The sequence below is a fragment of the Cytobacillus spartinae genome (assembly GCF_042865285.1).
Classification (GTDB): Bacteria; Bacillota; Bacilli; order Bacillales; family Cytobacillaceae; genus Robertmurraya_A; species Robertmurraya_A spartinae.
Genome location: NZ_JBIACK010000010.1, coordinates 83260 through 99622 on the forward strand (window position 1 = coordinate 83260; position 16363 = coordinate 99622).

The window sequence follows — 16363 nt, forward strand, 5'->3', positions numbered from 1 at the left end:
GCATAGAATTCGTGTTGAAGATCATATGCGAATAGCAACAATCTATTCGAAGCAGCCTGAATTAATAAAAAATTTGTAAACGACTACTTTTCGTTTTACAATGTGATTATGAAAAAAATTTCATACCATGAACATGCAATATTTTTCCATATAAATGGCAGGTGAAAGTGGTGCAAAAGGTTATAATTGTAGGTGCAGGAAAAGGTGGCACTTCCATCCTGAAAATTTTAAAAGAAACAGCTATGCTCGATGTCCGAGTGGTCGTTGATAAGAATGAAAATGCTCCTGGCATAATGTTTGCAAAAGAGGAAGGAATTTTGACAGACATAGATTGGCGCCCGCACTTAACAAAAGAAATAGATATTGTCATAGATGTAACGGGAAATGATGAAGTATTCAAACAGTTACTAAATGCAAGAAGTAAAAATACAGTTCTCATCCCTGGAAGTGTTGCTTATCTGATTTCCATGCTAATTGAAGAAAAAGAAGATCTAATTGAGAAGTTTCAAAATGAAACATATAAGCACGATCTAATTTTTAATTCTACAGATGACGGTATGGTCGTTATTAACAAAGATTTAGAGATTATCCTCTTTAATCGAAGTGCTGAAAAGATGATCGGAATTAAACAAGAAGATGCAGTTGGAAGGCATGTATTAGAGGTTATTCCAACAAGTCAGCTACATAGAGTTTTAGAAACGAGACGGCCTGAAGTGAATCAAGAGCTCGTACTCCCAAATGGGTTAAAAATTATTACTACTAGAATTCCAATGGTAGGGGAAAATGACGAACTAATCGGTGCGTTTTCAGTTTTTAAGGATATAACCGAGGTAGTAAACTTAGCCGAAGAGATTACTGATTTAAAAAATATTCAGACAATGCTTCAAGCCATTATCCAATCAAGTGAAGAGGCAATATCTGTCGTTGATGAGAATGGTAGAGGGATTATGATTAACCCTGCCTATACGAAACTGACGGGCTTAACGGATGAACAAGTGATTGGACAACCCGCTACTGCTGATATTTCAGAGGGTGAAAGCATGCATATGAAGGTGCTCCAAACGAGAAGAGCTGTAAGGGGCGTCGCTATGCGCGTTGGTCCTAATAAGAAAGAAGTCATAGTAAATGTTGCTCCAGTCATTGTGAATGGGAAGATAAAGGGCAGTGTTGGAGTCATCCACGATATGTCTGAAATAAAGAACTTAAATAGAGAATTAAGTCGAGCTAGGCAAATCATTCGTACACTAGAAGCAAAGTACTCTTTTGAAGACATTATCGGTGATTCAGAAGAAATGAAGCTTGCTGTTGACCAGGCAAGATTGGGTGCAAAAACACCTGCAACAGTTTTACTACGAGGGGAATCAGGGACTGGGAAAGAACTTTTTGCCCACGCAATCCATAATGCTAGTGACCGCAAATATAACAAGTTTATAAGGGTGAATTGTGCTGCATTATCTGAGACCTTACTTGAAAGCGAACTCTTTGGATATGAAGAAGGAGCTTTTTCAGGTGCAAAACGAGGTGGAAAAAGAGGCCTTTTTGAAGAGGCTAACAATGGAAGCATCTTTTTAGATGAAATAGGGGAATTAACAGCCAATACTCAGGCAAAGTTATTACGAGTCCTTCAAGAGCATGAAATTACAAGAGTCGGAGGTACAAAGGCTATACCAATCAATGTACGCGTGATCGCTGCTACAAATGTAAATATTGAGAAAGGCATTGTAAATGGGACATTTAGGGAAGACTTATATTATAGACTAAATCGAATGCCAATCCATATTCCTTCCCTTAGAATGAGAAAAGGTGATATTCCGCTTCTTTGTAACCGGCTTATTCAAAAGATTAACCAGGATTATGGAAGAAATGTTGATGGGGTTTCTGATGCTGCGATGGAGCAATTAATGAAATATGACTGGCCAGGGAATGTGAGAGAACTAGAAAATATTTTAGGAAGAGCCATTATTTTTATGAATTATCACGAAACTGAAATCGACTTACATCATGTTCCAGATCTAATTAGCAAAGAAAATGTTTTCAATAAAAATGATTCAGAGTCCTTTGTTAGTAAAAGTGGGAAATTAGCTGATCTTGTAGAAGATTATGAAGGAAAAATTATTCAACAAGCACTCGACCGGAATGATGGTAATAAGACCGCAACCGCTAAGGTATTAGGACTTTCAGTTCGAAACTTGTATTATAAGTTAGAGAAATACGGTATCTTTGCAAAAAATGACACGCAATAATTTTCATGGTATGCAAAAAGTTGCAGATAAGATTGTCAAAAATGAAGCGCTTTCATAAGAATTTGAGTTGGCACGCTTCTTGCATATATTAAATGGTGAGTGTTGCAGCATGATTGAAGAGGGGTTGAGCACTAATGAAATTGGATTCGCTTATTGAAAAAGCAACCCAATACGGAGAAAAAACTGTAGCAGTTGCTGCGGCTGAGGATTCTGAAGTTTTAGAGGCCGTAGCTGAAGCACTCAAGAGAAACATGGCTAATTTTTTATTGTTTGGTGATAAAGAAAAAATATTTCAGATCCTAAACCATCATCATTCAGAAGTAGTGAAAAGTGAAAAAATAAAAATTATTCATACGAATTCTTTAGGTGCTTCCGCCGAGTTAGCTGTTAAAGCGGTGAAGCTAAATGAAGCAAATGTTTTAATGAAAGGGAATGTGCCAACAGCTACTTTGTTAAAGGCAGTGTTGAACAAAGAGTTTGGTTTAAGATCAGGGAAAGTTTTATCCCATGTGGCAGTATTTGAAGTATCTGGATATAATCGTTTTACGATTGTTACGGATGCTGGAATGAATATAGCACCTTCATTAGAACAAAAAGTGGAGATAACAAATAACGCAGTACAGATAGCTAGGAAAATTGGAATTGAAACGCCATTGGTAGCACCTCTAGCGGCTGTAGAAGTTATAAACCCAGAGATGCAAGCTTCAGTTGATGCGGCAATTTTAACGCAAATGAATAGACGTGGACAAATCAAGAACTGCATTGTTGACGGACCACTCGCACTTGATAATGCTGTTTCTGCGATAGCTGCAGAACATAAAGGCATAAAAAGTGAAGTAGCTGGGAGAGCAGATATTTTACTTGTACCAACAATTGAAGTTGGGAATGCACTTTATAAATCTTTAATTTATTTTGCAAATGCAAAGGTTGGAGCTCTAATTGCAGGTGCAAAAGCTCCTATCGTATTAACATCTAGAGCTGACACAGCTGAAAGTAAGCTTTATTCACTTGCTTTGGCGATTTGCTCAGCAAATTGAGTTGAAAGTAACACAAACTTTATAGCTAAACATATTGAAAAACGATTTTAGAGGATTTATAGAACGTTTTTCAATTTTTAATACTATTACTACATGTAAATTTTAACTAGGGGGAAATAAAGATGGAAATTTTTAAGTATATGGAAACTTATGACTATGAGCAATTGGTGTTCTGCCAAGATAAACAATCAGGTTTAAAAGCGATTATTGCTATTCATGATACTACGTTAGGACCAGCTCTTGGTGGTACTCGTATGTGGACTTATGAATCTGAAGCTGCGGCAATTGAAGATGCTCTTCGACTTGCTAAAGGTATGACTTACAAAAACGCTGCTGCTGGATTAAACCTGGGTGGAGGAAAAACAGTTATTATTGGTGACCCACGTAAAGATAAAAATGAAGAAATGTTCCGTGCTTTTGGTCGCTACATCCAAGGTTTAAATGGTCGTTATATTACTGCAGAAGATGTTGGTACAACAGTTGCTGATATGGACTTAATTCATGAAGAAACTGATTATGTAACTGGTATCTCTCCAGCATTCGGTTCTTCAGGAAATCCTTCTCCAGTTACAGCTTATGGGGTATACCGTGGAATGAAGGCTGCAGCTAAAGAAGCTTTCGGAACAGACTCACTTGAAGGCAAAGTAATCGCTGTACAAGGTGTTGGGAATGTTGCTTTCACTTTATGCCGTCACTTACATGAAGAAGGTGCACAGCTGATTGTAACAGATATTAACAAAGAAGCAGTTCAACGTGCTGTTGATGAGTTCGGTGCTAAAGCGGTAGACATTAATGATATTTACAGCGTAGATTGTGATATTTTCGCTCCTTGTGCATTAGGTGCAGTAATTAACGATGATACAATTCCACAAATTAAAGCTAAAGTTATTGCTGGAGCAGCAAACAACCAGCTTAAAGATCCTCGTCATGGAGATATTATCCATGAAATGGGTATCGTTTATGCTCCAGACTACGTAATTAACGCTGGTGGTGTTATTAACGTTGCAGATGAACTTTATGGATACAACCGTGAGCGTGCATTGAAAAAGGTTGAAACCATTTACAATAACATCGAAAAAGTAATTGAGATTGCAAAACGTGATGGGGTTCCTACTTATGTAGCTGCTGATCGCATGGCAGAAGAAAGAATTGAAAGAATGCGTAATTCACGTAGCCAATTCTTACAAAACGGACATCACATTTTAAGCCGTCGTTAATAAATAATTAGGGGAAGAGAGCTGGATACACCATTCAGCCTCTTTGCCATTTTTGAGTAAGGGTACTTTACGATACTTTGTTGTTATACCTTATATACTCATTTTTTCACTATTGGAGGTCTAAACGTTGCAAGAATCAAACAATCGAATCCTCGTTATCAATCCTGGATCAACATCAACGAAAATTGGAGTTTTCGATAATGACATTTCTATTTTTGAAAAGACAATTCGTCATGAAAGCGAAGTTATAAACCAGTTTGACAATATTATTGACCAATATGAATTCCGTAAAAATACCATTCTTGAAACGCTTGATAATGAAGGGATTAATATATCGAAATTAAATGCCGTTTGTGGTCGTGGGGGTCTTCTTCGTCCTATTGAAGGCGGAACCTATGCTGTAAACGATATCATGCTGGAAGATTTACGCTCAGGTTATTCAGGGCAACATGCATCAAATTTAGGTGGAATAATAGCATACGAAATAGCAACTGGACTTAATATTCCTTCTTATATTGTAGATCCGGTTGTCGTAGATGAACTTGACCCAGTAGCAAGGATATCCGGTTTTTCACTAATTGAAAGAAAAAGTATTTTCCATGCTTTGAATCAGAAAGCAGTGGCTCGTCGTGTTTCAAAAGATTTAGGTAAACGATACGAGGATTTAAATCTGATAGTTACCCACATGGGCGGAGGAATCACTGTTGGTGCTCATAAAAAAGGCAGAGTGGTAGATGTTAACAACGGTCTTCATGGTGATGGTCCGTTTAGTCCAGAGCGTGCGGGAACTGTTCCAGCTGGAGACCTTGTTTCTTTATGTTATTCAGGGGACTTCTACCGTGAGGAAGTAATGAAAAAGCTGGTCGGGCAAGGTGGACTGGTTGGATATTTAGAAACAAATGATGCTGTTAAAGTAGAGAAAATGATTGAAAATGGCGATGAAAAAGCAAAGCTTGTCTACTCTGCAATGGCTTATCAAGTTGCAAAAGAAATTGGAGCAGCTAGTGCAGTTTTGGCAGGAAAAGTAGATGCAATCATCCTAACGGGTGGATTGGCTTATGGTAAAGATTTTGTTAAAGAGATAAGTGATAAAATCAATTGGATTGCAGACGTCATTGTTCAACCTGGAGAAAATGAACTTCAAGCACTCGCTGAAGGTGCTTTACGTGTATTACGTGGAGAAGAAAGTGAAAAGCAATATCCTGGAAATGTGAAAAAGAAGACAAAAGCATAACAGTTAGAGGAGGAAATAAAATTGTCACAGGAATACGATTTAGTCATCCTTGGTGGCGGTACGGGCGGCTATGTTGCAGCTATTCGTGCATCACAATTAGGTTTAAAAACAGCTATTGTTGAAAAAGGAAAGCTAGGTGGAACTTGTCTACATAAAGGATGTATTCCAAGTAAGGCCTTACTTAGAAGTGCTGAAGTCTATGCTACAACTAAACATTCTGAAGACTTTGGGGTAATGACTAGTGAGGTTTCATTGAACTTTGCTAAGGTTCAAGAAAGAAAAGAAAAAATTATCGACCAATTGCATAAAGGTGTTCAACATCTTATGAAGCAAGGGAAAATTGATGTGTACGAAGGACTTGGGCGAATCTTAGGTCCATCTATCTTCTCTCCAATGCCTGGTACGATTTCAGTAGAGATGAATAGCGGTGAAGAAAACCAAATGCTTATTCCGAAAAATGTAATCGTTGCTACTGGTTCACGTCCTCGTACTTTACCAGGATTAGAAGCAGATGCTGACTATGTAATGACTTCAGATGAAGCACTTGCAATGGAAGAAGTACCGAAATCTATCGTTATTGTTGGTGGTGGAGTTATTGGAATTGAGTGGGCTTCGATGCTGTCTGACTTCGGCACTGAAGTAACAGTAATTGAATATGCTGATCGAATTATTCCTACTGAAGATAAAGAGATTTCTAAAGAGATGCAACGCCTAATGAAGAAAAAAGGCGTGAAAATCATTACTAGCGCAAAAGTACTTCCAGAAACACTGCAAAAAGGTGATGGAGTCACAATCTCTGCAGAGGTTAAAGGAGAAGCGAGAGAATTTAAAGCTGAAAAAATCCTTGTTTCTGTGGGTCGGCAGGCAAATGTTGAAGGAATTGGTTTAGAAAATACAGAGATTCAAGTTGAAAAGGGCTTCATTTCAGTTAATGAGTATGGCCAAACAAAGGAATCTCATATATATGCTATTGGAGATGTAATCGGTGGACTACAACTAGCTCACGTTGCTTCACATGAAGGGATTCTTGCGGTTGAACATATTGCAGGAGAAAACCCTGCTCCAATGGATTATAACTTAGTATCGAAATGTATTTATAGTAATCCTGAAGTATCTAGTGTTGGTCTAACTGAAGATCAAGCGAAGGAAAAAGGACATAATGTTAAGGTTGGCAAGTTCTCTTTCCGTGCCATTGGGAAAGCTCTTGTATTCGGTGAGTCAGATGGATTTGTCAAAATTGTTGCTGATAAAGACACAGATGACCTTTTAGGTGTGCATATGATTGGACCTCACGTAACAGATATGATTTCTGAGGCTGGTCTTGCAATGGTACTTGATGCAACTCCTTGGGAAATTGCACATACGATTCACCCACATCCGACTTTATCTGAAGCAATTGGAGAAGCGGCACTAGCTGTTGATGGAAAAGCAATCCATTCATAAGTCTAATTCTTGAAGAGGAACCCTCTTCACAATGAATTTGGGAGGTATAGATATGACTGAAAATCGTCATCAAGCATTAGGGTTAAGTGATGAAAAAGTTATCGAGATGTATGAAACAATGCTACTAGCTCGTCGTATTGACGAACGTATGTGGCTTTTAAACCGTGCTGGAAAGATTCCATTTGTTATCTCTTGTCAAGGTCAAGAGGCTGCACAAGTTGGGGCTGCTTTTGCATTAGACCGAGAAAAAGATTACGTTCTACCATACTACAGAGATATGGGGGTAGTATTAACATTTGGGATGACTGCAAGAGATTTAATGCTATCTGGATTTGCTAAAGCAGAAGATCCAAACTCTGGCGGACGTCAAATGCCTGGTCACTTTGGTCAAAAGAAAAATCGCATCGTAACTGGATCATCTCCAGTTACAACGCAAGTGCCTCACGCAGTAGGTGTTGCATTAGCTGGAAAAATGGAAGGCAAAGATCTTTGTACGTTTGTAACATTCGGTGAAGGTTCTTCTAACCAAGGAGATTTCCACGAGGGTGCAAACTTTGCTGGTGTTCATAAGCTACCTGTGATTTTTATGTGTGAAAATAATAAATACGCAATCTCAGTACCGATTGAAAAGCAACTTGCTTGTGAAAACGTTTCTGACAGAGCGATTGGATATGGGATGCCTGGATTTACTGTAGATGGTAATGATCCTCTAGAAGTATACAAGGTTGTTAAGGAAGCAGCTGATCGTGGACGTCGAGGTGAAGGTCCTACTCTAGTTGAAACCATTTCATACCGTTTAACTCCTCACTCTTCTGACGATGATGATCGCAGCTATCGTGCACAAGATGAAGTGGCTGAAGCAAAAGCAAAAGACCCTATCATCACATTTGCTGCGTACCTAACAGAAGTTGGCTTATTAAATGATGAGAAGGTAAAAGAAATTAACGATCGCATAATGAAAATTGTGAATGAAGCAACAGACTATGCAGAAAACGCTCCATATGCTCAACCAGAAGACGCAATGAAGTACGTTTACGCTGATAAGTAAGGGGGAACGAACATGGCTGTAATTTCTTATATTGATGCTGTTACTATGGCAATTCGTGAAGAAATGGAAAGAGATCCAAAAGTCTTCGTATTAGGTGAGGACGTCGGGAAAAAAGGTGGAGTATTTAAAGCTACTCAAGGCCTTTACGATCAATTTGGTGAAGATAGAGTTATTGATACTCCGCTTGCAGAATCTGCAATTGCTGGGGTAGGAATTGGTGCTGCAATGTATGGAATGAGACCAATTGCTGAAATGCAATTTGCTGATTTTATTATGCCCGCAGTAAACCAAATCATTTCTGAAGCAGCAAGAATTCGTTATCGCTCAAATAACGATTGGAGCTGTCCGATGGTTATCCGTGCTCCTTACGGTGGTGGAGTTCACGGTGCTTTATACCATTCGCAATCAGTAGAGGCTGTATTCGCAAATCAGCCTGGTTTAAAAATTGTCATGCCTTCAACGCCTTACGATGTAAAAGGACTTTTAAAAGCAGCAATTCGTGACGAAGATCCTGTTTTATTCTTTGAACATAAGCGTGCTTACCGCCTAATCAAAGGTGAAGTACCAACGGATGATTACGTACTTCCAATTGGGAAAGCAGATGTAAAACGTGAAGGTGAAGACGTTACAGTTATCACATACGGACTTTGTGTTCATTTTGCACTTCAGGCAGCTGAAAGATTAGCTAAAGACGAAATCACTACTCATATTTTAGACTTACGTACGATCTATCCTTTAGATAAAGAAGCAATTATTGAAGCAGCTTCTAAGACAGGTAAAGTACTTCTGATCACAGAAGATAATAAAGAAGGAAGTATTATGGGAGAAGTAGCTGCAATTATCGCTGAAAATTGCTTATTTGATCTTGATGCACCAATTAAGCGCTTAGCAGGACCAGACGTACCTGCAATGCCATATGCTCCTACAATGGAAAAATTCTTCATGGTGAATCCAGATAAAGTAGAAAAAGCAATTAGAGAACTAGCGGAATTTTAATAAGAAAAGCGAAGCCGACTGTTTAGCTTCGACAGACGTTGGAAAGCCGCCCAGGAAATCCCGGTTTTGGATTTGGTGGGAGGATTGAAACGGCCGAGAAGCTAGGAGGCGTAGCTAGACAAAGAAAAGTGAAGCCGACTGTTTAGCTTCGACAGACGTTGGAAAGCCGCCCAGGAAATCCCGGTTTTGGATTTGATGGGAGGATTGAAACGGCCGAGAAGCTAGGAGGCGTAGCTAGACAAAGAAAAGCGAAGCCGACTGAAAAGGCCCGAAAAGCGTTGGAAACTCCGACAAAGAAGCGGTATGTGCTTCTGAAGGAGGAGTTGAAGCGCTCGAGGGACTAGGAGGCGTAGCTAGACAAACGAAAAGCGGAGCCGACTGGTGCTCCGCTACATATAGATCCTGAAAGTAATAAGGAGGTAAACCCATTGGCAATTGAACAAATTAAGATGCCTCAGTTAGGGGAAAGTGTTACAGAAGGTACAATCAGTAAATGGTTGGTTTCTGTTGGCGATAAAGTAAACAAGTATGATCCACTTGCTGAAGTAATGACAGATAAAGTTAACGCTGAAGTTCCATCTTCATTTACTGGTGTAATTAAAGAATTAATCGCTGGTGAAGGAGAAACTTTAGAAGTTGGTGAAGTCATCTGTACAATTGAGTTAGAAGGTTCAGCAGCTTCGGATGCTCCAGCTGAAACATCTAAAGAGGAAGCGCCTGCAGTAGAACCGGCACCAACAGCTCAGGATACTACAAATAAAGCTCGTTATTCTCCTGCCGTATTAAAAATCTCACAAGAGCACGGGATCGACCTAACTCAGGTTCAGGGTTCTGGAGCAGGTGGGCGTATTACGCGTAAAGACTTACTGAAAATCGTTGAGTCTGGTAATATTCCATCAGCTGGAGATAAAGTGGAAGAGCCGAAAGCAGTTCAAGCGGGGCAGGCTGTATCTCAACCAGCACCTACACCTCAAGTTCAGCCAGCGGCTACAAAGACAGCTGCAGCAGAAGTGAATGTTCCAGTGGTACCAGGTGATATTGAGATCCCTGTAACAGGTGTGAGAAAAGCGATTGCTGCTAACATGCTTCGCAGTAAACATGAAGCTCCGCATGCATGGACGATGATTGAAGTAGATGCAACAAACCTTGTTGAATACAGAAACTCTCTTAAAAACGAATTTAAAGCAAAAGAAGGGTTTAATTTAACATTCTTCGCTTTCTTCGTTAAAGCAGTTTCACAAGCATTAAAAGAGTTCCCGCAAATCAACTCCATGTGGGCTGGGGATAAAATTATTCAAAAGAAAGATATTAACATCTCTATAGCAGTAGCTACAGACGATGCATTATTTGTTCCAGTTATCAAAAATGCTGATGAAAAGACAATCAAAGGCATTGCTCGGGAAATTACAGAATACGCTGGAAAAGTTCGCAGTGGTAAATTATCTTCTGCAGATATGCAGGGCGGTACATTCACTGTAAACAACACTGGTTCATTCGGTTCTGTACAGTCAATGGGAATCATCAACTACCCACAAGCTGCTATTCTACAAGTGGAATCCATCGTTAAGCGTCCGGTTGTTATGAATAACGGTATGATTGCGGTTCGTGACATGGTAAACCTTTGTATGTCACTTGACCATCGCGTACTTGATGGATTAGTATGTGGCCGGTTTTTACAAAGAATCAAAGAAATTATTGAAAACATGTCTAAAGAAAATACTTCTATCTATTAAGAAAAACTCAAAAAACCGTTGCTCAAATAAGCAGCGGTTTTTTGACATCATAAATGACATGAATTACTCTTTAAGTCCTCATTGCTTGTTTTTTCTATGTATACTAAAATAATAATGTACATAAACTTTTTTGAATTTTAATACAATTTTACCTCATTTACTTATGCTGAAGGGAGGGAATGCTGTTATAAAAAACAGCGATAAATGATGAGTATAAAAGAAATGTTAGATGTTCAATTTCCGAAATTGACGAACGAACAATGGGCAGAAAAAGCAGAAGAATCGTTAAAAGGGAAGTCGTTAAAGAAACTTTCTACCGATACCTACGAGGGCATAAAATTGAAACCGCTTTATTCTAGAGAGGACCAAGAGATAGATTCTATTAGTGAATACCCTAGTCAATCTGATTACAGAAGAGGTAAAAACGCTCTTGGTTATGTTGGAAATGAATGGAAGGTAGCTCAAAGGATTACTGCACAATCTCCTGATGAGTTAAAAATGAAGCTAAAAATCGCTATAGAAAAAGGTCAAATGGCCATATCCTTTGCAGTGAATGAAAAAGTAGTAGATAATCTTTCAACTACAGTAGGGTCCCTACATGAAGAGTATCCCTATTTTATTGATGCAAAAGAATATCAAACTTCTATTTTACAAGAGTTAAAAAGCCTACCTAACTACGGTAATGGAACAGGGGTTATTGGTAGAGATCCAATCTCACAACTTGTGGAGACAGGTTCAAAGGATCTAGATTATGATAAATGGGCTGAAGTGATTAAGCAGGCAGATCAAGATTACCCAAATATAAAAACCATTTTAGTTAATACAACCCCTTATCATAATGGTGGAGCAAATGCTGTCCAAGAGCTTGCCTTTGCGGTTAGTGGGGGAGTTAATCACCTTCAACATTTTATTGAACAAGGATTAACTGCTGATAAAATTTTATCGAAGCTCGTTTTCCATTTTTCGGTTGGGGCCAATTTCTTTATGGAGATTGCTAAATTAAGAGCAGCTAGAGTGCTATGGAGTAAAATTGCAGAAGTGTACGGAGGTAATGAAGAAAACAGAGGGATGACAATCTCTGCACAAACCTCTTATTTTACAAAGACCGTTTATGATCCATACGTAAATATGTTAAGAGCGGGAAATGAAGCCTTTGCAGCAGTTCTAGGCGGAGTTCAATATTTACATGTAAGTCCGTTCAATGAACCAGAAGGTAAAGCTACTCCTTTTTCTGATAGAGTTGCTCGAAATACACAGTTAATTTTAAAAGAAGAATCTTTCTTAACAAAAGCAATAGACCCAGCTGGGGGCTCTTGGTATGTGGAGCATCTAACGAATGAACTGGTTGAAAAAGCTTGGGAGCTATTCCTTATGATTGAAGAGCGTGGCGGGATCGTTGAGGCTTTAAAAGAAGGATGGATACAAGAAGAGATTTCAAAAGTGAAAAAGAAACGTCAAAAGGATATTTTTAATAGAAAACAAACGATTGTTGGTACGAACATGTACGCAAATTTACAGGATAAGCCACTAAACCAAGAGGGACCTGTTGAACATGGAGAGGGTATGTCCATTCAACAAGATAGGCTTTCCACACCGTATGAGCAGTTGAGAAGGCGTGCGGAGCGGTTAGCTGAAAAAGGCTTTGAGCCTGAAGTGGGTCTTGTTTGCATTGGAAAGTTGAAGGACCATAAACCTCGCGCTGATTTTATCGCTGGATTTTTAGCCCCTGGCGGTGTTAAATCAGTTGTTAGTAAGGAATTAACTACAAAAGAAGATATTATGTCGTTTATACAAGAATCGAAGCTTAAGCATTATTGTATTTGCGGTTCAAACACTCAGTATAACGAATGGGAATTTGAAGTATTAAATGATATAAAACAGAGTAATCCAGAAATACACTTGTACCTGGCTGGTAAGCCGGATGAGGAAGAAGAACAATGGATGAATGGTGGAATTGAACAATTTATCCACTTAAGAAGCGATTGTTATCAAACACTTTCTTCTCTATTAAATAAAATGGAGGGAGAAAAATAATGAAAAAACCAGATTTTAATAAGATCAGTTTTTCACTAGAAAAGCAACCAGGAACCAAAGAAGCATGGGAACAGAGAGCTAAAGATGAATTGGATAAAAATATAGATGATCTTTTATTCGAAACGAACGAGCAAATAATGTTAAAGCATCTATACACAGGTGAAGACCGTTCCAAAGTAGAGCATCTGGATGATAAGCCAGGATTGCCCCCGTACACGAGAGGACCCTATCCGACCATGTATGTAAACAGACCATGGACGGTTCGTCAATACGCCGGATTCTCGACTGCAGAGGAAAGTAACGCGTTTTATCGTCGAAATCTAGCAATGGGTCAGAAAGGCTTATCAGTGGCATTTGATCTAGCAACTCACCGCGGTTATGATTCAGATCATCCTAGAGTTGTAGGTGACGTAGGGAAAGCTGGGGTTGCTATTGACTCCGTTTTAGATATGAAAACATTATTTGATGGTATCCCATTAGACCAAATGTCCGTTTCTATGACCATGAACGGTGCGGTTTTACCAGTAATGGCTTTCTATATCGTAACAGCTGAAGAACAGGGGGTATCTCAGGAAAAGCTTTCAGGAACGATTCAAAATGATATTTTGAAAGAATATATGGTTCGTAACACGTATATTTACCCGCCTGAAATGTCTATGAAAATTATTGCGGATATCTTTGAATATACGTCTAAATATATGCCTAAGTTCAACAGTATCAGCATTTCTGGTTATCACATGCAAGAAGCTGGAGCACCGGCTGATATCGAATTAGCATATACGTTAGCAGATGGACTAGAGTATGTTAGAACAGGATTAAAAGCGGGTATAGATATCGATTCATTTGCACCAAGATTATCTTTCTTCTGGGCAATCGGAATGAATTATTTCATGGAAGTTGCAAAGATGCGAGCAGCACGATTTATATGGGCGAAAATGATGAAAACATTTGACCCGAAAAATGATAAGTCTATGGCATTAAGAACACATTCACAAACTTCTGGATGGAGTTTGACTGAGCAAGACCCTTTTAATAACGTTACTAGAACTTTAATAGAAGCTCATGCAGCATCAATGGGACATACACAATCTCTTCACACCAATGCACTTGATGAGGCAATCGCATTACCAACGGACTTCTCAGCAAGGATTGCTCGAAATACCCAATTATTCTTACAAGAAGAATCAGGAATTACGAATGTCATTGACCCATGGGGAGGCTCCTATTATGTAGAAGCTCTTACAGATCAGTTGATTAAAAGGGCTTGGGAGCACATAGAAGAAATTGAGAACCTAGGTGGTATGGCTAAAGCAATTGAAACAGGACTTCCAAAAATGAGAATTGAGGAAGCAGCTGCTAGACGTCAGGCTCAAATTGATTCTGGTAAAGAAACCATCATAGGTGTAAATAAGTATCGTCTCGACCAAGAGGACCCAATAGAGATTTTGGATATTGATAACACAGCTGTACGCTTAAAGCAAATTGAAAAATTAAATGGGTTAAAAGCTTCTCGTGATGAGGAAAAGGTAAAAGAGGCGCTGGAAGCTATTACAGCTGCTGCAGAATATGGAGAAGGCAATCTTCTTCAACTATCCGTAAATGCTGCAAGAGTAAGAGCAACGTTAGGTGAGATATCATTTGCGATTGAAAAAGTGGCGAATCGACATAAAGCCATTATTCGTTCGATTAGTGGTGTTTACAGTTCTGCTTTTTCTAACGAAGAAGAAATTGCTGAAATTATGAAGATGACGGATGAGTTTCTTGATAATGAAGGTAGAAGACCGAGAATTCTCATCGCGAAAATGGGGCAGGACGGGCATGATAGAGGTGCAAAAGTTATTTCAACTGCATTTGCTGACTTAGGCTTTGACGTAGATATCGGACCGCTTTTTCAAACACCAGAAGAAACAGCTCTGCAAGCGGTAGAAAATGATGTCCATGTAATTGGGATGAGTTCCCTTGCAGCTGGTCATAAAACGTTGCTTCCACAGTTAGTAGAAGAACTCAAAAAACTGGGCCGTGAGGACATATTAGTTGTTATAGGTGGAGTAATTCCAGCTCAGGATTATCAATATTTATATGAACATGGTGCTGCGGCCATTTTTGGACCAGGAACGGTCATTCCAGTTGCTGCACAAAAAGTAGTTCGTGCGATTTATGATAAGCTCGGCTATGAGGAAGTGTCAGATTAATGACAGATGGAAGAAAGCCAGAATGGAGCGATCCAAGTCAACCAGACCAAAGTTCAAGCTTAGTCAGAAAAGGTGTGGAACAGACGAACGATCATGTAAGACCACCGGTAGGACGATTTAGAAAAAAAGCCCCAACAGGACCGACAATTGAGGAATTAGCCAATGGAATCCTAACAGGGGACCGAACATTATTAGCTCGTTCTATTACTTTAATCGAAAGCAATGCTGAACATCATTTTCGTAAAGCGCAACAGCTACTTCAGTCAGTGCTTTCACAAACTGGAAAATCCATTCGAATTGGAATTACTGGAGTACCTGGCGCGGGGAAAAGTACGTTTATTGAGGCCTTTGGAACGTATTTGTGCGATTTAGGCCTAAAGGTAGCCGTTCTTGCTGTTGACCCGAGCTCGAGTATTACAGGTGGAAGTATACTGGGAGATAAGACGAGAATGGAGCAGCTAGCTCGAAATCCTAGAGCGTTTATTCGGCCATCACCGTCAGGCGGAAAGCTCGGAGGTGTTCACCGAAAAACAAGAGAAACGATGCTATTGTGTGAAGCAGCAGGTTTTGATGTCATTCTTGTTGAAACGGTTGGAGTAGGGCAGAGTGAAGTCATTGTAAGAGATATGGTCGACTTCTTTATGCTTTTAGTCTTGACAGGGGCTGGCGATGAACTTCAAGGAATGAAAAAGGGAATTATGGAGCTTGCTGATGGTGTATTTGTTAATAAAGCAGATGGATCTAATATGCCTTATGCTCAAAAGACAAAGGAAGAATACAATCGAATTCTCCATTTTCTACAGCCTGCTACAAAAGGGTGGCAAACAAAGGCTTATACGTGTTCTGCTTTACACGGACAAGGAATTAATCATGTCTGGGCTACCATTAAGGAATTTGAAGAAACTACAAAACAGTCTGGTGTTTTTGAGGATCGGAGACGCAAACAGTCAAAAGAGTGGGTTTACTCTATGATTGTTGATCATTTAGAAACAAGCTTCTTTTACCATCCACTCGTAAAAGAAATGTTGCCTAAGATTGAAAATGAAGTGATTGCTGGTAATCGAACCGTAACTTCAGCTGTAGAAGAATTATTCCAGATGTATAATCAGTCGGTACGATAATAAAAAAAGGCTAGTGTGCAAAGGGCACACTAGCTTTTATCTAGGGAGTTTAGGGGTATGGACCT

11 protein-coding genes are annotated in these 16363 nt (G+C 39.3%); all 11 read left to right on the forward strand.

The window, feature by feature from the left end:
- The first annotated feature begins 170 nt into the window (after window positions 1–170).
- The 11 genes from ACFYKX_RS18245 (at window position 171) to meaB (ending at window position 16298) form a co-directional block, all read left to right on the forward strand.
- On the forward strand, window positions 171–2243 hold the full coding sequence (locus ACFYKX_RS18245; protein WP_389362505.1) for a sigma 54-interacting transcriptional regulator: 2073 nt from the start codon (window positions 171–173) through the stop codon (window positions 2241–2243).
- A gap of 134 nt (window positions 2244–2377) precedes the next feature.
- Window positions 2378–3280: a phosphate butyryltransferase gene (gene yqiS / locus ACFYKX_RS18250; protein WP_389362506.1), complete on the forward strand. Its 903-nt coding sequence runs from the start codon at window positions 2378–2380 to the stop codon at window positions 3278–3280.
- Window positions 3281–3402: 122 nt separating this feature from the next.
- A complete protein-coding gene (bcd, locus tag ACFYKX_RS18255) occupies window positions 3403–4497 on the forward strand; it encodes a branched-chain amino acid dehydrogenase (RefSeq protein WP_389362507.1) in 1095 nt (364 codons plus the stop codon).
- A 127-nt stretch (window positions 4498–4624) separates the two neighbouring features.
- Entirely contained in the window at window positions 4625–5731 is a 1107-nt protein-coding gene (buk, locus tag ACFYKX_RS18260) for a butyrate kinase (protein WP_389362508.1), read from the forward strand.
- A gap of 21 nt (window positions 5732–5752) precedes the next feature.
- Window positions 5753–7174 carry a dihydrolipoyl dehydrogenase gene (gene lpdA / locus ACFYKX_RS18265; protein ID WP_389362509.1) on the forward strand — a complete coding sequence of 474 codons (1422 nt, stop codon included), beginning with the start codon at window positions 5753–5755 and terminating at the stop codon, window positions 7172–7174.
- Between the two features lie 52 nt (window positions 7175–7226).
- The gene (locus ACFYKX_RS18270) at window positions 7227–8222 is read left to right on the forward strand and encodes a thiamine pyrophosphate-dependent dehydrogenase E1 component subunit alpha (protein WP_389362510.1); all 996 of its coding nucleotides are present in this window, start codon (window positions 7227–7229) and stop codon (window positions 8220–8222) included.
- 12 nt (window positions 8223–8234) lie between these two features.
- On the forward strand, window positions 8235–9218 hold the full coding sequence (locus ACFYKX_RS18275) for an alpha-ketoacid dehydrogenase subunit beta (RefSeq protein ID WP_389362511.1): 984 nt from the start codon (window positions 8235–8237) through the stop codon (window positions 9216–9218).
- Window positions 9219–9646: 428 nt separating this feature from the next.
- Window positions 9647–10951 carry a dihydrolipoamide acetyltransferase family protein gene (locus ACFYKX_RS18280; RefSeq protein WP_389362512.1) on the forward strand — a complete coding sequence of 435 codons (1305 nt, stop codon included), beginning with the start codon at window positions 9647–9649 and terminating at the stop codon, window positions 10949–10951.
- Window positions 10952–11173: 222 nt separating this feature from the next.
- On the forward strand, window positions 11174–12985 hold the full coding sequence (locus ACFYKX_RS18285; RefSeq protein WP_389362513.1) for a methylmalonyl-CoA mutase family protein: 1812 nt from the start codon (window positions 11174–11176) through the stop codon (window positions 12983–12985).
- Entirely contained in the window at window positions 12985–15177 is a 2193-nt protein-coding gene (scpA, locus tag ACFYKX_RS18290; RefSeq protein WP_389362514.1) for a methylmalonyl-CoA mutase, read from the forward strand. Before ACFYKX_RS18285 ends, scpA begins: the two co-directional genes overlap by 1 nt.
- Window positions 15177–16298 carry a methylmalonyl Co-A mutase-associated GTPase MeaB gene (gene meaB, locus ACFYKX_RS18295; protein WP_389362515.1) on the forward strand — a complete coding sequence of 374 codons (1122 nt, stop codon included), beginning with the start codon at window positions 15177–15179 and terminating at the stop codon, window positions 16296–16298. The genes scpA and meaB overlap by 1 nt, the downstream gene beginning before the upstream one ends.
- Window positions 16299–16363: the final 65 nt, after the last annotated feature.